This window comes from Burkholderia humptydooensis, assembly GCF_001513745.1.
GTDB lineage: Bacteria > Pseudomonadota > Gammaproteobacteria > Burkholderiales > Burkholderiaceae > Burkholderia > Burkholderia humptydooensis.
This window is the reverse complement of the sequence record NZ_CP013382.1, coordinates 1,450,629-1,466,951: the sequence shown is the minus strand read 5'-3', so window position 1 is coordinate 1,466,951 and position 16,323 is coordinate 1,450,629. Positions and strand designations below refer to the sequence as shown.

20 protein-coding genes are annotated in these 16,323 nt (G+C 65.3%); 14 read left to right on the top strand and 6 right to left on the bottom strand.

Annotation, left to right across the window (positions count from 1 at the left end):
* Positions 1-22: 22 nt before the first annotated feature.
* The 4 genes from AQ610_RS25500 to AQ610_RS32025 form a co-directional block, all read right to left on the bottom strand.
* Positions 23-1,492, bottom strand: a complete 1,470-nt coding sequence (locus AQ610_RS25500) for an efflux RND transporter periplasmic adaptor subunit (protein WP_006027286.1) — start codon at positions 1,490-1,492, stop codon at positions 23-25.
* A 10-nt stretch (positions 1,493-1,502) separates the two neighbouring features.
* Positions 1,503-2,885, bottom strand: coding sequence for a TolC family protein (locus tag AQ610_RS25495; protein WP_006027285.1), 1,383 nt, complete (start codon positions 2,883-2,885; stop codon positions 1,503-1,505).
* Positions 2,886-2,965: 80 nt separating this feature from the next.
* Entirely contained in the window at positions 2,966-3,211 is a 246-nt protein-coding gene (locus AQ610_RS25490) for a hypothetical protein (protein ID WP_006027284.1), read from the bottom strand.
* A 210-nt stretch (positions 3,212-3,421) separates the two neighbouring features.
* Positions 3,422-3,562, bottom strand: a complete 141-nt coding sequence (locus AQ610_RS32025; RefSeq protein ID WP_009914975.1) for a hypothetical protein — start codon at positions 3,560-3,562, stop codon at positions 3,422-3,424.
* 281 nt (positions 3,563-3,843) lie between these two features.
* Here AQ610_RS32025 and lepB point away from each other — a divergent pair, with 281 nt between their 5' ends.
* The gene (lepB, locus tag AQ610_RS25485) at positions 3,844-4,530 is read left to right on the top strand and encodes a signal peptidase I (protein WP_006027282.1); all 687 of its coding nucleotides are present in this window, start codon (positions 3,844-3,846) and stop codon (positions 4,528-4,530) included.
* 60 nt (positions 4,531-4,590) lie between these two features.
* On the opposite strand, the gene AQ610_RS25480 is transcribed toward lepB, so the two are convergent.
* A complete protein-coding gene (locus tag AQ610_RS25480; protein WP_006027281.1) occupies positions 4,591-5,079 on the bottom strand; it encodes an adenosine-specific kinase in 489 nt (162 codons plus the stop codon).
* Between the two features lie 217 nt (positions 5,080-5,296).
* Here AQ610_RS25480 and AQ610_RS25475 point away from each other — a divergent pair, with 217 nt between their 5' ends.
* Entirely contained in the window at positions 5,297-6,271 is a 975-nt protein-coding gene (locus AQ610_RS25475) for a cysteine synthase A (RefSeq protein ID WP_009914977.1), read from the top strand.
* Between the two features lie 99 nt (positions 6,272-6,370).
* A complete protein-coding gene (locus AQ610_RS25470) occupies positions 6,371-6,856 on the top strand; it encodes an aminoacyl-tRNA deacylase (RefSeq protein ID WP_009914978.1) in 486 nt (161 codons plus the stop codon).
* Positions 6,857-6,979: 123 nt separating this feature from the next.
* Here the strand turns inward: AQ610_RS25470 and AQ610_RS25465 are convergent, their stop codons facing one another.
* On the bottom strand, positions 6,980-7,309 hold the full coding sequence (locus AQ610_RS25465; RefSeq protein ID WP_009909341.1) for a helix-turn-helix domain-containing protein: 330 nt from the start codon (positions 7,307-7,309) through the stop codon (positions 6,980-6,982).
* A gap of 390 nt (positions 7,310-7,699) precedes the next feature.
* Between AQ610_RS25465 and AQ610_RS25460 the strand changes: the two genes are divergently transcribed.
* The 11 genes from AQ610_RS25460 (at position 7,700) to AQ610_RS25405 (ending at position 16,293) form a co-directional block, all read left to right on the top strand.
* Positions 7,700-8,569, top strand: coding sequence for a dATP/dGTP pyrophosphohydrolase domain-containing protein (locus AQ610_RS25460; RefSeq protein WP_006027278.1), 870 nt, complete (start codon positions 7,700-7,702; stop codon positions 8,567-8,569).
* Complete coding sequence (locus AQ610_RS36470) at positions 8,566-9,066, top strand: hypothetical protein (RefSeq protein WP_144411887.1); 501 nt, start codon at positions 8,566-8,568, stop codon at positions 9,064-9,066. The genes AQ610_RS25460 and AQ610_RS36470 overlap by 4 nt, the downstream gene beginning before the upstream one ends.
* Positions 9,067-9,278: 212 nt before the next feature.
* The gene (locus AQ610_RS25450) at positions 9,279-9,500 is read left to right on the top strand and encodes a hypothetical protein (protein ID WP_009897093.1); all 222 of its coding nucleotides are present in this window, start codon (positions 9,279-9,281) and stop codon (positions 9,498-9,500) included.
* A gap of 227 nt (positions 9,501-9,727) precedes the next feature.
* Positions 9,728-9,865, top strand: a complete 138-nt coding sequence (locus tag AQ610_RS32005) for a hypothetical protein (protein ID WP_006027274.1) — start codon at positions 9,728-9,730, stop codon at positions 9,863-9,865.
* A gap of 157 nt (positions 9,866-10,022) precedes the next feature.
* A complete protein-coding gene (locus AQ610_RS25445) occupies positions 10,023-10,241 on the top strand; it encodes a hypothetical protein (protein WP_006027273.1) in 219 nt (72 codons plus the stop codon).
* Positions 10,242-10,493: 252 nt separating this feature from the next.
* Positions 10,494-11,903 (top strand): DNA cytosine methyltransferase, encoded by a 1,410-nt coding sequence (locus AQ610_RS32000; protein ID WP_043282853.1) that lies wholly within the window; start codon positions 10,494-10,496, stop codon positions 11,901-11,903.
* A gap of 10 nt (positions 11,904-11,913) precedes the next feature.
* Positions 11,914-13,803, top strand: a complete 1,890-nt coding sequence (locus tag AQ610_RS25425; protein ID WP_231749068.1) for a DUF551 domain-containing protein — start codon at positions 11,914-11,916, stop codon at positions 13,801-13,803.
* An 83-nt stretch (positions 13,804-13,886) separates the two neighbouring features.
* Positions 13,887-14,009 (top strand): hypothetical protein, encoded by a 123-nt coding sequence (locus tag AQ610_RS37645; RefSeq protein WP_006027270.1) that lies wholly within the window; start codon positions 13,887-13,889, stop codon positions 14,007-14,009.
* Positions 14,009-15,808, top strand: coding sequence for a replication endonuclease (locus tag AQ610_RS25415; protein WP_006027269.1), 1,800 nt, complete (start codon positions 14,009-14,011; stop codon positions 15,806-15,808). Before AQ610_RS37645 ends, AQ610_RS25415 begins: the two co-directional genes overlap by 1 nt.
* A 15-nt stretch (positions 15,809-15,823) precedes the next feature.
* On the top strand, positions 15,824-16,090 hold the full coding sequence (locus tag AQ610_RS25410; RefSeq protein WP_006027268.1) for an Ogr/Delta-like zinc finger protein: 267 nt from the start codon (positions 15,824-15,826) through the stop codon (positions 16,088-16,090).
* On the top strand, positions 16,087-16,293 hold the full coding sequence (locus AQ610_RS25405) for an Ogr/Delta-like zinc finger protein (protein ID WP_006027267.1): 207 nt from the start codon (positions 16,087-16,089) through the stop codon (positions 16,291-16,293). The genes AQ610_RS25410 and AQ610_RS25405 overlap by 4 nt, the downstream gene beginning before the upstream one ends.
* Positions 16,294-16,323: the final 30 nt, after the last annotated feature.

The following is a 16,323-nucleotide window of genomic DNA, read 5'->3' as shown; positions in this document are numbered from 1 at the left end:
GGCGTGCGGCGCGAGCGGTGCGTCAGTGCTCGTCGGCGACGCCCTTGCCGAGCTCCGCCTTCAGCACGAAGCTGTTCGCGGCGGCGTAGGTCTGGCCGGGCGCGAGGCCCTTGACGACCTCCACCGTCTTGTCGTCGCGCCGGCCCGTCTCGATCGCCTGCGCGACGAAACCCTTCGGCGTTCGAACGAACACGGCGGGCGCGCCGTCGACGTCCTGCAGCGCGTCGCTCGCCACGGCGACGGGCACGTTCTGCGTGCCGGCGTCCACCGTCACGTTGACGAACATTCCGGGCCGCCACGCGCCGTCGGGATTCGGCAGCACGACGCGCGCGGGCGCGGTGCGGGTCTGCTCGCCGAGCAGCGCGCCGACGTACGCGATCGGCCCGCCCGATTTCGATTCGAACGCGGCCGCGCTGACGCTCGCGTGGCGGCCGACGCGCACGTCGTTCAGGCGCTGCGCGGGCACGGCCATTTCGGCCCACACCGACGACAGATCGGACACGACGAATACGTTCGCATCGGCCGCGATCGCCTCGCCGGGCGCGATGTGCTTCTCGACGATCGTGCCCGCGAACGGCGCGCGCAGCTCGTAGCGGTTGAGCGCGCCGGGCGCGGCGCGCGCGTTCAGCGCGGCGAGCTTCTGCCGCGCGTTCGCCGCGGCGATTTCCGCCTCGCGCAATTGCACCTGCGCCTGCAGGTAATCCTGCTCCGCGGAGATGCGCTCCTCCCACAAGGTCTTTTCGCGCGCGTACGACGTGCGCGCGGCCTGCAGCCGGCGCTCCGCCGTCATCAGCTCGCTGCGCCGGTCGGCGAGATCCGCGCTCGCGATCACGGCGAGCAGTTGCCCTTGCCTGACGTTCTCGCCGATCGACACGGCGACCCGCTCGACGATCCCCGCGACGCGTGGCACGACGTGCGCGGTGCGGTCCTCGTTGAACTTGATCTCGCCGGGCAACTGGAAGCTCGTGACGATCTGCGCGGGGGCCGCGCGCGCGACGCCGATCTTCGCCGCGCCGATCTGCCCGTCGTTCAGCGCGATCGCGCCGTCCGCGCGCGAGAACGGGAACGACGCGCGGCGCGCGCCGACCTTCACGTCGATCGACGCGTCGAACACGTGCGGCTTCGCGATCGGCTGCGCCGACGTGTATTTCGCGCCGGCCTGCGTGAACTGCAACGCGATGCGGCCGCCGTCGTGGCGGGTCAGCGTGCCGGAGACAGTTGCGCCTTTGTCGACGGGCTTGCCGTCGACGAACGGATAGACGACGAGGCGCGCATCGTCCGGCTTCTCGGACAGCGCGATTTCGGCGGACAGCGCGCCTTGCGCGCGCATCGCGCCGCCGTGCGGCCCGGTCGCGCCGGATGCGGCAGCGGCGGCGCCGGCCCCGGAGGCCGCCGACGTGGACGGCGCGGACGGCGAGCGCGCGAGCGCCAGCGCGATGGCGAGGACGCCGGCCGCGGCCGCGCCGGCGACGATCAGTTGCGTGCGTTGCATGGCGAGTTCTTCAGCGAAGTTGGGCGAGGGGGCGGGCGGCGTCGCGCGCCGGCGCGCCGACGACGCGCTCGATATCGGCAAACGACTGATGCGCGTCGGCGAGCGCCTGCACATAGCGCGACTGCGCGTCGAACAGTGTGCGCTGCGCGTCGAGCACGTCGAGGAAGCTGAACTTGCCGAGCTGGTAGCCGCGCGACATCGCGTCGAGCGACTGCCGCGCGGCGGGCAGCACGTCGGCCTTCAGCCGCCGCGCTTCGCTCGTCGAGCGCTCGTAGTTCGCGTAGGCTTGCGCGAGATCGAGCCGCAGGCGCGCGCGCTCGGCGTCGAAATCGGCGTTCGCTTTCGCGGCCTGGTGGACGGCTTCGAGAATCGCGCCCCTGTTCGTATCGAAGAGCGGCAGCGGAATCGACACGCCGACGACCGCCTGATTGTCCGGCGCGCCGCCCGTGACGACGTGCTTGACGCCCGCGCTGACGGTGATGTCCGGCACGCGCTTTGCGCGCTCGATCGCGATCTGCGCGTTCGTGCGCAGCATATCGGCCTTCGCCGCGCGCGCTTGCGGCGCGTCGTCGAGCCGGCCGAGCAATTGCGGCAGCGGCTCGACGCCCGGCAACGCATCGAGATCGCCCGACGCGACGCGGCCGCGCACGTCCGCGCTGCCCGTCGCGTTCGCGAGCCGCGCGAGCGCCGCCGACACGCGCGTTTGCGCATTCGACAGCTCGATCTGCGCGGCCGTCTGCGCGACGCGCGCCTTCGTCGCCTCGACGGGCGACACCTTGCCGGCGCGGGCGCGCTTGTCGGCCATGTCGGCCGAGCGCGCGGCGATCGCGGCGGATTCCTCCGCCACTTGCAACTGCCGCTGCGCGGCAAGCACGCCGTAGAACGCGCCCGTCACGTCGGCGCGCAGCGCGGCCGCGCGGCCGTCGAGCGACGCGAGCGCGAATGCGCGGCCATACGACGCGGCGTCGATGCGCGCGCGCCGCTTGCCGCCGAGCTCGATCGTCTGGCTGACGAGGCCCGTCGTCGTCCGCTCCTGCCGGTCGAAGCCTTCCTGCAGGAACGACACGGTCGGATTCGGCCGCGCGCCCGCCTGGACGAGCGCGCTGACGGACGCGTCGGCACCGGATTGCGCGCTTTTCAGCAGCGGATTGTTCGCCGCGGCGAGAGTCAGCGCATCGTCAAGCGACAGCGCGGGCGAAGCGGCGGATGACGCCGAAGTCGACGCAAGCGGCGCGGGGAACGCCGAACGCGCAGCGCGCACGGAGGACGCGCGGGCGTCGGACGATGCGGCGGCCTGGCGGTCGGGCGCGGATGAGGCCGGCGCGGGTTGCGCTTGCGCCGCCGACGCCGTGATCGCAGCCGACACGAGTGCGGCGAAGATACGCTTGGGCATGAGTGATCGGGTTCCGGTGAAACGCGATCGATGCTACGGGCGTGCCGCAATGCAAACATGAGGCGAGCATGACATTTTTGTCACGTTCGCGACGGCGGGTTCGCGCCCGGCGCGCTGCGGTCTCGCTGCGACAGCGTTGCGCGGGCCGACGGGCAGCCGGATGCGCAGCCGCTCGACGGCGCGTCGCGATGCGGCTGTTGCCGGGGCGTCTCCGCGCGAATCGGCTTGCGCTCCTTGAACACGCGCTCGGGCATTCCGTGCGCGAACGCGGATGATGCGGCGAAGGCGAAGAGCGCCGCGAAGGCCGTGGATGTTGCTCGTTTCATCGAATATCTCGCTCGGGTAGTGTCGCCGCAACGGCGGACCCGTTCAGTGTGACGACAGAGCGGAGCGCGGCGATGACCGCGAGGTGACAAGTCCGTCAGGAAGGCGGCGCGGCGCGCGGATCGTGCGGGTTTCGGCGGCGGGCCGAATCGCTTCCGTTTGTTTCCGATCGCTGCCTGGAAGCGCGCCGGCCTCGTTCGATCGCGACGCGGTCAGCACCCGCCCCGGCAGTCGGCCACGCCGAACGCGATCAGATTCCCGGCGACTTCGCGCAACAGATGCTGCGTGAGCGCGCCGGCGCCGCCTTGAGCGAGACGAAGCAGTTCGATGAGATCTTGCGCAGCGAGGCTCATGTTGGTCTCCTTCACCGCGGCGCCTCTCGAGCGCCGCCGCAGAACATGAAATTCTCTTTGTTGTGACCCAAGTATCGTCGACGCAATGGGCCGTTCCAATCAGCGGGCGACGAACTTCGAGTCATCCGGCGCGGCTGTTTGTCGGTGATTTCCTACACCATGCCTGGCGGAAATCGGGAGGCGCGGAGCGGGGCGGAGAGCGCGCTCACGCGCCCGCGGGCCGGCGCTTGCGATATAGTTCCCGCACACACGGCTACGGCGCGCACGCGCAACCTGACAGCATGATGACGATTTTGGCGTGGTGGAAGGAGTACAGGAAGCTGATCGCCTTCCTGTTCTTCATGGTGGTCTTTCGCAGCGCGGTGGCCGACTGGAACGTCGTGCCGAGCGGATCGATGTTGCCGACGATCAGGCTCGGAGACCGCATCTTCGTCGACAAGCTCGCCTATGACCTGCGCGTGCCGTTCACGCACGTTCGCGTCGCGCATCTGGGCGATCCGCAGCGCGGTGACATCGTGACCGTCGATTCGTCGGCCGCGCACGAACTGCTCGTCAAGCGCGTGATCGGGCTGCCCGGCGACGTCGTCGAGATGCGCGACAACGTGCTGTACATCGACGGCAAGCGGGTGCGCTACGCGCCGCTCGGCGCGAATCTGCTGTCGAGCGACGCGACTGCCCGGGGCGAATACCGGGCCGAGCGGCTGGCGGGCGCGACGCACGTCGTCCGTCTGTCTCCCGACGCGCCGAGCCCGCGCAGCTCGTTCGGGCCGGTGGTCGTGCCCAACGGCGCTTACCTGATGCTCGGCGACAACCGCGACGACAGCGCGGACTCCCGCTATTACGGCTTCTTCCCGCGCGACGAGATCATGGGGCGCACGCGCCGCGTGGCGTTCTCGCTCGATCCGTCGCGATTCTATCTGCCGCGAATCGGGCGGTTCGGCGCACGCCTCGACGGCCCGCTCGGCTGATCTGAATCGAGCCGGCGCGCGGCAAGCGCGCCCGGCTCGCCATCCGGTGATGCGCGGCGGCTACGCCTTGTAGCCGATGCTGCGCAGCAGTTCCTTCCGCCAGCGCACGTCCTCGTCGTTTTCGACGCCGAGCGGCGGAAAGCCGTCGACAACGCCGAGAATGGCGCGTCCCTGATTGGACTGCGCGACGACGACCTCGGTCGGATTCGCGGTCGCGCAGAAAATCCGGCAGACCTCGGGCACCGCCTTGATCGCGTTCAGCACGTTGAGCGGATAGAAGCCGTCGCCGAGAAAGACGAGAAAGCAATGGCCGGCGCCGATCGCGGTCGCGTTCCGGCAAGCGAGCTCGGTCAGCGCGCCGTCGGTGCCGGAATGGCGCACGAGGCGCTTGCCGGACGCCTCGCAGAACGCGAGGCCGAACCGGATGCCGGGCACGGCGCCGACGAGCGCCTCGTGGATGTCCTCGACCGACTTGATGAAATGCGTCTGGCCGAGAATGAAGTTCGTCGTCTCGGGCTTGTCGATCGCAACGGTGAGCAATTGCAGCATGTCGCACCTCGTTTCGTAGTGACGCGAGCGCCCGCGTGGACGCGCCGACGGGCGAGCGCCGCGGCGCAATCGCGTTCCGGCTCGTTTTCCAGCTTAGTACGCGGCGTCGGGCGACGAAAGCGCGGTGGCGGCCGGCGCGGTCATCTATCCTTGTCTTGTGTGTAGGCCGCGCCACCTGCGGGGCCAAGCGCGCAAGGGCGGGGAAGGAGGAGCGATCATGGACGTGCGGCATGGTTTCGTCGACTGCGTGGGGCGCACGCCGCTGATCCGCCTGGCGAAGCTCAGCGCGCAGACGGGCTGCGAAATACTCGGCAAGGCCGAATTCATGAACCCGGGCGGGTCGGTCAAGGATCGCGCGGCGCGCTACATCATCGAAGACGCCGAGCGGCGGGGCGTGCTGAAGCCGGGCGGCACCGTCGTCGAGGGCACGGCGGGCAACACCGGCATCGGGCTCGCGCATCTGTGCGCGGCGCGCGGCTATCGCTGCGTGATCGTGATTCCGCAAACGCAATCGCCGGAAAAGATGGAAGTGCTGCGCACGCTCGGCGCGGACGTGCGAGCGGTGCCGGCCGCGCCCTACAAGGATCCGGACAACTATCAGAAGATCGCCGGGCGGCTCGCCGCCGAACTCGACAACGCGATCTGGGCCAACCAGTTCGACAACCTCGTCAATCGCCAGGCGCACTACGAGACGACCGGCCCGGAGATCTGGCGCGACACGGCCGGGACGGTCGACGCGTTCGTCTGCGCGACGGGAACGGGCGGCACGCTCGCGGGCGTGAGCCGCTACCTGAAGGAGCGCAATCCGGAGATCCGCATCGTGCTGGCGGATCCGCACGGAAGCGGGCTCTACAGCTACGTGAAGACGGGCGAGATCCGGGTCGAAGGCAATTCGATCACGGAAGGCATCGGTTCGAGCCGCGTGACAGCCAATCTGGAGGGCACGCCGATCGACGATGCGGTGCGCATCGACGATCTCGCTTGCGTGGCGATGGTTTACCGGCTGCTGCGCGAAGAGGGCCTGTACGTCGGCGGATCGAGCGGCATCAACGTCGCGGCGGCCGTCTGGCTGGCGCAGCAGATGGGGCCGGGGCACACGATCGTGACGTTGCTGTGCGACCGCGGCGACATCTACCGCACGCGGCTCTTCAACCGCGACTGGCTGCGGGAAAGAGGGCTGGAACCGACATAGATGCGGCGATGCGGGATTGTTCGGACGAGCGAACGCGACCTATGCTAGAAAAATCCTGCCAACCGGCGGAGATCAACGTTTATCAGACGGAGGTGTGCCATGTCGATGTCCGCCACCTTGCAGGACTGCCTGCGCCAGAAGGCTTCGCGATACGAAGTCATCCATCATCCGTACAGCCACTCGAACATGGAGGCGGCCGCGGCCGCGCATATTCCGGGCGATCGTCTCGCGAAGACCGTGCTGCTCGAAGATGCGCAGGGCTACGTGGCGGCCGTGCTGCCGACGACGCATGCGGTGCGGCTATCGGAGCTGTGGGCGAAGACCGGACGCCATCTCGTGCTCGCGAAGGAAGTCGAGCTGCGCGAACTGTTCAAGGATTGCGACGTGGGCGCGCTGCCGCCCGTATGCATGGCCTACGGGATGCAGACGTTCCTCGACGATAGCCTTGCGCAGCAGCCGGACGTGTATTTCGAGGCCGGCGATCACGAAGAGCTGGTCCACATGGATCGCGACGAGTTTCTTTCGCTGATGGACAAGGCGGAACGGGCGAGCTTCTCGCACAAGATTCAGGGGGTGGTTTCCTGACGGAAGTGAACGGCCGGGATGGATGCGGCTGGAGTTGGGGCTGAACGGCGGGCTGGGATGGGGAGTCTGTCGGCGCCTTTAATTTGACATAAGGTAAAAAGGGATCGCTAACTTTAGCTGGCGTTACACCTGCGGGACCAAGGCCCCGCAAGCGTTAGCGGGTAGCGCCAGCCACCGAAAACCCTTGGAAAATTTTTCCCAAGCCCCCATCCAGATATCGCGAACGTCAGGCGTTTTTGCGCGCTCATAAGCGGCCGCTGCGATCACTTCCATCGGATCGATATTGCACGCCTGCGCGATCTTGAGCGCGGTCAGCTCGTCGAAATGGCTGCGGCCGGCACGATAGCCGCTGATGGTGGATTGGCGAATGTCCAGTCGCTTAGACAGGGCATAGTCGGACTCGACACCAAGGCAACGCTTGGCTTCGTCGAGGTAATCGACGGTCGTCTTCATTGAAACCCCTTAAAAATCAATATCAACCCGACGGCAAGATTACTTCGATGTTCTCGAACATGCAACGTTCATGACCTCAATGCTTCGTGATCACAATGCTTCGAGGCTTGCATGCTTCGAGGGTGCGAAGTATTATCCGCCTGTCGACTCGGCAGCCGGTTCCCAACCCCGCCGGTGCTGGACTAGCTATCCAGCCGCCGGTCGACTTTCAAGCCGTAACCGTTCAAGGGGTTGAGAAAGGGGAAGTCAAATGCACGTTTCGCTGCAACAAACGCTTACACCTTCGGCGCTGGTGCGCCAGACGATCGAGCCGTATTTCCGTGCGTTCATGGACGCAATGATCGGATTAGTCCAAAAGTGGACGCGAACGCCGGTCGCGTTCCGCGGGGGATGGGCGGCATGAAGACGATCATGAACGAACTGCGCGACGAGTTGCGCGTCGCGCACATCATCATCCGCAGCGCACTTTCAGTTGCCACGTTCGACCAGAAGATGGAATGGGCGAACATGAACGAGCGTGACGCCGTGATCGGAGAGGGCATCACGCGTGCCAACGAACGGCAAGCGGCGATTGACGGTGGCAGCGTCGATGCGCTGTGTCGCGAGTTGACCTGCGCAGATCGGATCATCGAGAACGCCAAGGCGTTGCTGTCGGAGCACCAGTGCGAGCTATGGGATGTCGCGATTCGCCACGCGGGCGTGGTATCGCGGCGCCAGGCGTGGGACGAAGTGCGCGGTGAGGTGTTGGCCCGCGTGGCGAACGCACTTGCCGTTGCGAGGATTGGGTTAGATGTGGGTGATTGCGATGGCGGCCGAACCGTCGTCGTGATCAAGCCTATTCGCGAACTGTCGCCGGACGATGTGGCGGCGCTGCGACGCATGGTCGAAAGTCATGCCGGACAGTCGCGCGGCATGCTGATCAAGTCGGAGTTCGACATGCATGCGCTTCTGCGGCGGCAGCGCGCGTTCTCGGAGCACACGTTCGGGCCGGGGCGCCGCACAGCCGGCGTGTGCAATCACATTCGCAAGGAATTGGCGGAAGTCGAGGCTGCGCCGGACGATCTGCGTGAATGGGTCGATGTGATTCTGCTCGGGCTCGATGGTGCATGGCGTACCGATGCGACGCCCGAGCAGATCACGGCCGCGATTTCGGCGAAGCTGGCAGAGAACGAAGGCCGCGTGTGGCCGGATTGGCGCACGTCAGATCCAAATCGCGCGATCGAGCATATCGACCAAGCGACGGAAGGCGGTCAGGCATGACGACGAAAGACGTGATCGCAGTCTTCCACGGCAATGTGCGCCATGCCGATTTCGTCGGTAAAGCCGTTGTCGAGGAACCAGTTTCGAACGTCGCGAGCATCGTGAATGGTGTATGCGCCAATGCGGCGGTAAATCGCGCCTGCCTCATTTCTGACGCCAATCACGAAACGCGGTGCACATCTGCGGAATTCGCGCGGTGTGTCCGCATGAGCGATGCCGAGACATTCAACCAGTTCTGCATCGAATATGGGTGGCTCGAACTGCGCGTCGATAGTGGTAGTGATCGGGTCCCAAGCCCCTGCGCGATCAAGCTTTTTCATAGGCGATTTGGCGGAACGAACCGGCGCGATCCGATCGAAGAACTGTCCTATTTCCTGAAGTGGATTTCGAAAGGCGGATTCGATGGTGTGCCTGCTTCCGCTGAATGGTTGTCGAAAGTCAGTGAGTATATCGCGCAACTGAAGGCGAGCCGCGCGACGGCGGACGCCAGCTCCTGACGCGAATGAATTCAATCGAGGGATGATGAAATGGCTATTGTCTATAGCATTCCTAATCAACAAGAGGCGGAAGCGACTGCGATTCGGCGAGCGATTCGCGCGAGCAACGCGGAGCAGATGGCACGCCGTCGCGCGAGCGATGCGGCTGATGTCGATCGACCACGCGCGACGTTGAAGCGCATCGGGCGGGTGCATTCGATTGTGAGGCTCGCGTGACTGATTTCGATATCGCGCAAGCACAGCCGCGCGTCGTTGCGCCGGGGGTGGTCGAAGTCGGCCCTTTCTTTGAGCGGTATATGCGCGGCGGCTACTTCATCGTGAAAACGCCGTCGGGTTGCCGGGAATATCACTGGTGCGAGCAGCCGGACGCGAGCGACACAACGGTCATGATGACGCGCGATGAAGCGTTACAGCTTGCTTCGCATCGGTGGTAGGGCATGGAGCAATCGAATGAGCGCGGGGTCGCTGAACGGCGAGAAGCGCTGTTCGAAGACCTCGCGGAACTTGGGATAGGCGCGGGCGTTTGCGTGCCGACTTTTGTTGTGTACACCCCACCGCGTACGGCGCGTGGCGATCAAGCGGCGGCCAATGCGATGAACGAATTACGACCGCTGCTCGCGAAGCTCGCGCGGCGTCGGTCGACTCAGCGATAGGAGTGCGGATGAAAAGGAACGAGAAGACGTTGCCGCTTTGGGCGATCTGGTTGATTTCGCTCGTCGCGGTCATTGCCTGGTGCGGTGTACATGGCGAGCCGGAACAGCCGGTGCAGCAGGAGATTCGCCCGGTTTCGTGCGCTTAGCACGCGGCAGCCGGGCTGTCGTGTGGTCACTCGCCGTGCAAACTTTCGGCCTCGGATAGCACGGCGAGTTTTGGGCGGGGCGGCTTCCAAAGCGCCCCGTTTTTTTTCGAGTTCACAGGCTGGATGCGTTGCGGCGTCCACGCGTGAGGGGGTGACTATGATCCGAATCTCAAACACAAGTCCGTACAGCGACCGGGAGACGTTCACGTGGGCGGCGCTCGATGAGGGCAACCCGTTCCGCAGCGAAGACGCGGCGTGCTCGCTCGACGCACCGAATCGCTCGCCGGCTGGATCGACATTGCGCATCGATCCGGAGGGAGAGTCCGAATGGCTCGGGCCATTCGCCGCAGCGCGCTACACGTGGTTTCGCGGGTGATGACGATGGAAGACGCACCGAAGATGCGCCAGATTTTGGCGGGTAGGAAAAGTGGGCTCTATAGGTATTGGCGTAGAGCGTCAATTCCGGCGCATATCGCGATTGATCTGGCGCGTGCGGGGACGGAGACGCCAACCGGGAATCCGGTCGTTGACTACTTGATTCATTTGCATGAGGTGGCAGACGCATGAGCGCTTCGACCGCCTTCGCCGAGCCACCGGCCCCGTGCGCGTCTGCATCCGGGCTCTGCGAATGATCTACGGCTCCGTTTGTTCAGGCATCGAGGCGGCTACGGTTGCATGGCATTCGCTCGGCTGGCGGCCAGCATGGTTCAGCGAAATCGAGCGGTTTCCCTGCGCTGTCTTGCGCCACCACTACCCAACGGTTCCCAATCTCGGGGACATGAAGTGTTTCAAGGAATGGCCTGATGCAGCTATCGATCTTCTCGTCGGCGGAACTCCCTGCCAGTCATTCAGCGTCGCCGGACTCCGCAAGGGGCTGGATGATCCGCGTGGCAACCTCATGCTCACCTATCTTGCGATTGCTCGCCGCTACGCTCCCCGCTGGCTGGTCTGGGAAAACGTCCCCGGTGTCCTGTCGTCCAACGGCGGACGGGATTTTGGAACCTTCCTCGGGGGCTTGGCAGAACTCGGGTATGGGTTCGCATACCGGGTTCTTGACGCTCAGTACGTCCGAGTGGAATCACACCCTCGCGCCGTCCCTCAACGACGACGGCGTGTCTTCGTTGTCGGACATCTTGGAGACTGGCGACGTGCCGCAGCGGTTCTTTTTGAGCGCGAAGGCATGCTCGGGTATCCGGCGCCGCGCCGCAAAGCGCGGGAAGGTGTTGCCGCCTGCCTTAGCGCACGCCCTCAGAGCGGCGGCGGACCCGGAACCGACTTCGAGTACGACGGCGGACTGATCGCAAGCACGGGCGACGTATCGTATTGCCTGAATGCGGGCGGGATGAGCCGGCAGGACTTCGAGACGGAAACGCTCGTTGCACATACGTTGAAGGGAAGTGGCTATGACGCGAGCGAAGATGGCACGGGCCGCGGTGTACCGCTCGTCGCGCGTGCGTATGACCTTCAGCAGGTGACAAACCCTAGTAATCGGTCGAACCCACAATCGACCGATCCGTGCTTCACGCTTGCAGCTACCAGTGAGCCGGTGATCGCCTTCGATTGCAAGTCCGGCGGCGACACGTCATTCAGTATCGGCGAAATCGCGGGCACGTTGCGCGGAGAGGGGTTTGGCGGCGGACATGCGGCCGTCGCGTTGAGTTTGCGCGGACGTGACGGCGCCAATCTCCCGGAGTTGTCGGAGGGCGTCATGCCGGCGCTTCGGGCAAGCCAGGGCGGAAGCGACAAGGCGCACGCGATGATCGGGTCGACGGTGCGGCGGCTGACGCCACGCGAATGCGAGCGCCTGCAAGGCTTCCAGGACGACTACACGCGGATTCCCATTCGTGTAATGCGGGCGCGGCCGAGCGCCAAACGGTGCCGAAAATATCCGGACCTTTTTGCGCCCAATCTGGACGGCTCGTGGACAGCGTACGTGGAAGACGGCCCGCGCTACAAGGCACTCGGCAACAGCATGGCCGTACCTGTTATGCGCTGGATCGGTTCGCGAATCGAGCTCGTCCAATCACTGACTACCTGAGGACACCACCATGAACGACCAACAACAGAGCCGCGCTGATGCGATGACGGCTGACCAGCGGCAAACACTCGGCGAAGCGTTGACCGAATACTTCGTCACCCTTCATTCCGACGCAGGCATTTGCGCCCAAGACGGTCGTATTCTTCGCACCTTCGACTACTTCGACTCACGAAACATCGACGACCTAATCGACCGCGCCATCATGCCCGCGCTTGCCGAATCCCCTGTCAAGGAGCCCGCACCGCTCACGACGCAGGCTGAACAGCATGCAGATTGGCGCGGAGATTTCGAGCGACAAACAAGCGCGGCGGGTTTTGACCTATCCCGCGAGGAATTTGGAGGAGAGTATTGCCATCCCGATTCAGCGGACGCATTCCGTTGGTATTACACCGGTCGTCTCGACGAAGCGTGTTCGGGCACCCCATCTTCACAGCTCGCAGCAGCGCCGATCGGTTATTGCGAACGCGCTGGCGGTTGCGTGTGCGGCGGCGATCTGCCGCGAGTGCGTGAGGGTTGTTCGGAGTGGGTGAAGGTCGAATCACAAGCCGCCCGCGCCACCTCTGCCAATAAGACAGGTGCGGAAGGGGCGAACTGGATTCCGGTGTCTCGCAAGCTTCCGGCCCGAGGCGAAGGCGTGCTGGTGGCCGTCCAGTTCGATCACGCAGACGACTGGCGAATGAAGGTAGGCGGCCTGTCCGATGAAGGGACGTGGACCGTGTTTGGCGCGTCATGGACGCCGTCCCACTGGATGCCATTGCCACCGCCGCCTAGAGCTTCCACGCAGCCTGCTATGGCGGCAGTAGCGCCGGCCGACCATATTTCCCAAGCGGGAAAAATGGTGAGCGCGGAAGGGACAGCCGACGAGCGGGCGGCGTTCGAACGGTATGTGATCCTTTCTACGGATCAATCAATCGAGCGAGATTCGCGAGGCGAATACGTAAGCCAACTCACGCGCGAGTGGTGGCGAGTCTGGCAAGCCCGCGCGGCAGCATCGCCCGCTGCGGAGGCGGTAGCAACGGTTGAAGTTGGCGGCATGGAGCACGGCCCGTTCATCTTCCAGACAACGCCACACGGTGCTGACACGCTGCCGAAGGGCACCCACTCGCTCTACGCCGCCCCGCAACCCGCGCAGGCCGACGCACTGGAAGAAGAAGCATACGTCGCAAAGCGCATGGCCGAAACGCTGGCCACCGTCTACGCGACGATCATCGGAGATGATCCCGTTGACGCCGACGACAGCCTCAACGCTATCGAGCGTGTCATGCGGGCCGCTCAAGTGCTCCGGCTCGAAGTCGATCTGTATCGCGCGCAGGCCGACGCGCCTCTTCCGCGCGCAAGCGGTGCCGCAGAGCCGATGACAACAGAGCAGCGCAAGGCCCTCGCCGACGCCGAGCGCGTGTTGGCCGAGAACTGGGAACATGCGACGGCTGATCTCTTGCACGATGCCTTCGCCGCCTCGGTGGCTCCGGCCCATGCGGCGGAATGCCCGCATTGCGATGACGAAGGGGTGATCGAGGCCGACAGCGGAGCAAGTCCGTGTGCCTGCGCGCAGGATGCGCAGGAAGGTATGCCGACCTTTGGCGCACGGTGGACGCAGGCCGACGCACCTACCGGCCGAGTCGTAAGCGTCAGCGACCACGTATGGCACGGCTACTGCGCGATCTTGGCAATCCTCGGCATGGAGGATGCTGGCGATCCAGTCGCGGAAGTCGAACGCCTCAAGGCGCAGGCCGACGCACCGGCAGAGGCGCGCGAGCCGATGAGCGAGGAGTTGCGTGACACGCTCAGGCTCGCGATCGGATACATCGGGAGTTCCGACCGCAGCGACAGGCTTATCCATACGGCGAGGATCAACGCATTGATCGCGGCCGGCAGCGCACCGGCAGAGGCACGCGTGTAATGCGGGCGCGGCCGAGCGTCAAACGGTGCCGAAAATATCCGGACCTCTTTGCGCCCAATCTGGACGGTTCGTGGACAGCGCACGTGGAAGACGGCCCGCGCTACAAGGCGCTCGGCAACAGCATGGCGGTGTCCGTGATGCGTTGGATCGGTGAGCGAATCGAGCTCGTCGAACAGCTCGCGACGGCAGCGGCGAGGGCTCGATAATGTGGATCTACGCGTACGACGTAGCGGATTTCCTGCCCGGAATCCCCGAAGCGAAGGCCGCCGCGAAGCGCCTGCCGGCGCGTTGGTATCGGCGCGCGCTGAGCCACGCGGAAGCGGCCGGCCATGCGAGCGCCGTGAAGTTTGCACGGCCCGACCAGCAGGTCGCGGATCGTATGTTCGACGTGTCGGAAGCTGCGCGTGCAATTCGCGAGTTTCTCGACGAGCACGCCCCCGACAGTTTCCCTGTCCGGCCGGACGCCAACGATTTCGAAATCTGTCTGAAAGCCCGTCGAATCGCAAACGATGTCTCGCTGCGGTCGCACGGGCTGTCGATACTCGACGCGCACATTGTCGCGGAGAATGCGTGCGCGATGTATGGCGTCGACCTACCCGATTTCGAGCATCCGGCCGAACGCGTCGCACGCGTGCGCTGCGAGTTGTGGTGGCGGCGACAATTGCGCAAGAAGCACATCCGCGCGCTGGAACATAGCAATATCCGGTTGCATTACGTTCATCGCAAAGCCGAGCCATACGCCAGCGACGACGCGGTGCGGCGCCGTGTCGCGCAGAATCGCCGCAACGACCGGACGCTCAAATCCGTGACGGTCGAGAACGAGAATGGTCAGCAATTCACGCTTGCCGAACTGGCGGCCAAGGGCATTTCGAACAAGGCACTGAAGCGCGGCGAGCTGTTCACGCGTCTGCGCGGCCTGGAAGAACTCGCCGACGACGCGAAGCTGCGCGGTGTCATGTTCACGCTGACTTGCCCGAGCCGATTTCATTGCGTCCGAACGACAGGGGGCGTAGTCGAACCGAACCCGGTGTACGCCGATGCGTCGCCGCGGGAAGCGCAAGCCTATCTGCGCAAGGTGTGGCAGCGCATCCGCGCAGAGCTGAAGCGCGAAGGCATCGTGTTTTTCGGCATGCGCGTTGCGGAGCCCCACCACGACGGCTGCCCGCGTTGGCATGGGCTCGTGTTCAGCGACAAGGTGGAGCGGTTTTGCGCGGTGATGCGCAAACACGGGCTGCGGGATTCCGGCGACGAGCCGGGCGCGCAGCTCCACCGCGTTCGGTTTGAAGTGATCGACAAGGCGAAAGGGTCGGCTGTCGGCTACGTCGCGAAGTACATCTCGAAGAACATCGACGGCTACGCGGTCGGCGAGCACAAGACGAACGATGGCTACGTCATTCAGGCGGATATGTGGGACGGCGACGAAATCACGCCATCGCAGCGCGTTGAGGCGTGGGCGGCGTTGTGGGGCATTCGCCAGTTTCAGCAGTTTGGCGGGGCCCCGGTCGGCGTGTGGCGCGAACTGCGCCGCGTGAAGGAAGAGGACCTACCGAGCGAGGCAGAGTCTCCGCAAATCCGCGCTGCATGGGCGGCCGCGCAAAAGACAGACGAGCGGCCGGCGGATTGGGCGGCGTACTCGCGTGCAATGGGCGGCATCGCGGGCGAGGCGCGCATGGTCTATGTCCGACACACGATTGAGCAGCGCGAAGGGCGATACGGCATCGGCCCGGTGCGAGTGCCGCACGGCGTCGAAGCGCTCGGCGTTGCGCACGTCGTCGATGGGCTTTGCTCGTACGCGCGCGAAACGAAGATCTTCGTCCCGTCAACGCGGCACGAGTGGCGGGTCGTTCGGCGTGGTGGCGGAGCCGCCCGCCCTTGGACTCGGACTCGTGTCAATAACTGTACGCGGGACGATCGGCCAGGGGTGGCCGAGATAGCCGCGGAAGCTGTACGGATCGGTGCCGGCGGGGCAGGGAACGGCGCGAAACGGGGTCATCGGAACCTGTAGAGCGAGGAAAACCCTATGACGCATATGACGATCGAATGCCCGTGCTGCGGGGGCGAAATCGAGGCACGCCACACGGAGGGGATGTCGGCGACGCTGCGCCGCCTCTACTTCGTGTGCGACGACTGCGGCTTTCGAACGCCGGCCGGTCTCGAAATCCTGTTCTCGCTGTCGCCGCCGGCGCGGCCGCGGCCCGACGTCGCGCTCGAAGTGCGGCCATCCGATCGACTGCGCGGCTTCGTCGATTCGCGTACGACGCTCCGGCTGATGGAGGCGGCGAAGTGAGATTCACGATTGCTTGCCCTCACTGCGGCGCGCGCGGCATCGCCCGCGTGCTGGAACAGAAGTCCGCGCGGGCGTGGGAGATCGATTACCAGTGCGACGACGTAGTGTGCGGCCATACGTACCGCGCACGGCTCGAAATGACGCCGACGGCGCCCGTGCAGCGGCGCGAGCGCGTCGGCGAACAGATGCGGCTCGCTGTCTGAGCTGCTGCGAAGTGGAGCGGTATCGACATG

Excerpts from the sequence above, each read along its gene's own strand:
- AQ610_RS25500 (WP_006027286.1), bottom strand. The coding sequence starts at position 1,492 with ATGCAACGCACGCAACTGATCGTCGCCGGCGCGGCCGCGGCCGGCGTC.
- AQ610_RS25495 (WP_006027285.1), bottom strand. The coding sequence starts at position 2,885 with ATGCCCAAGCGTATCTTCGCCGCACTCGTGTCGGCTGCGATCACGGCG.
- AQ610_RS25490 (WP_006027284.1), bottom strand. The coding sequence starts at position 3,211 with ATGAAACGAGCAACATCCACGGCCTTCGCGGCGCTCTTCGCCTTCGCC.
- AQ610_RS32025 (WP_009914975.1), bottom strand. The coding sequence starts at position 3,562 with ATGAGCCTCGCTGCGCAAGATCTCATCGAACTGCTTCGTCTCGCTCAA.
- lepB (WP_006027282.1), top strand. The coding sequence starts at position 3,844 with ATGATGACGATTTTGGCGTGGTGGAAGGAGTACAGGAAGCTGATCGCC.
- AQ610_RS25480 (WP_006027281.1), bottom strand. The coding sequence starts at position 5,079 with ATGCTGCAATTGCTCACCGTTGCGATCGACAAGCCCGAGACGACGAAC.
- AQ610_RS25475 (WP_009914977.1), top strand. The coding sequence starts at position 5,297 with ATGGACGTGCGGCATGGTTTCGTCGACTGCGTGGGGCGCACGCCGCTG.
- AQ610_RS25470 (WP_009914978.1), top strand. The coding sequence starts at position 6,371 with ATGTCGATGTCCGCCACCTTGCAGGACTGCCTGCGCCAGAAGGCTTCG.
- AQ610_RS25465 (WP_009909341.1), bottom strand. The coding sequence starts at position 7,309 with ATGAAGACGACCGTCGATTACCTCGACGAAGCCAAGCGTTGCCTTGGT.
- AQ610_RS25460 (WP_006027278.1), top strand. The coding sequence starts at position 7,700 with ATGGGCGGCATGAAGACGATCATGAACGAACTGCGCGACGAGTTGCGC.
- AQ610_RS36470 (WP_144411887.1), top strand. The coding sequence starts at position 8,566 with ATGACGACGAAAGACGTGATCGCAGTCTTCCACGGCAATGTGCGCCAT.
- AQ610_RS32005 (WP_006027274.1), top strand. The coding sequence starts at position 9,728 with ATGAAAAGGAACGAGAAGACGTTGCCGCTTTGGGCGATCTGGTTGATT.
- AQ610_RS25445 (WP_006027273.1), top strand. The coding sequence starts at position 10,023 with ATGATCCGAATCTCAAACACAAGTCCGTACAGCGACCGGGAGACGTTC.
- AQ610_RS32000 (WP_043282853.1), top strand. The coding sequence starts at position 10,494 with ATGATCTACGGCTCCGTTTGTTCAGGCATCGAGGCGGCTACGGTTGCA.
- AQ610_RS25425 (WP_231749068.1), top strand. The coding sequence starts at position 11,914 with ATGAACGACCAACAACAGAGCCGCGCTGATGCGATGACGGCTGACCAG.
- AQ610_RS25415 (WP_006027269.1), top strand. The coding sequence starts at position 14,009 with ATGTGGATCTACGCGTACGACGTAGCGGATTTCCTGCCCGGAATCCCC.
- AQ610_RS25410 (WP_006027268.1), top strand. The coding sequence starts at position 15,824 with ATGACGCATATGACGATCGAATGCCCGTGCTGCGGGGGCGAAATCGAG.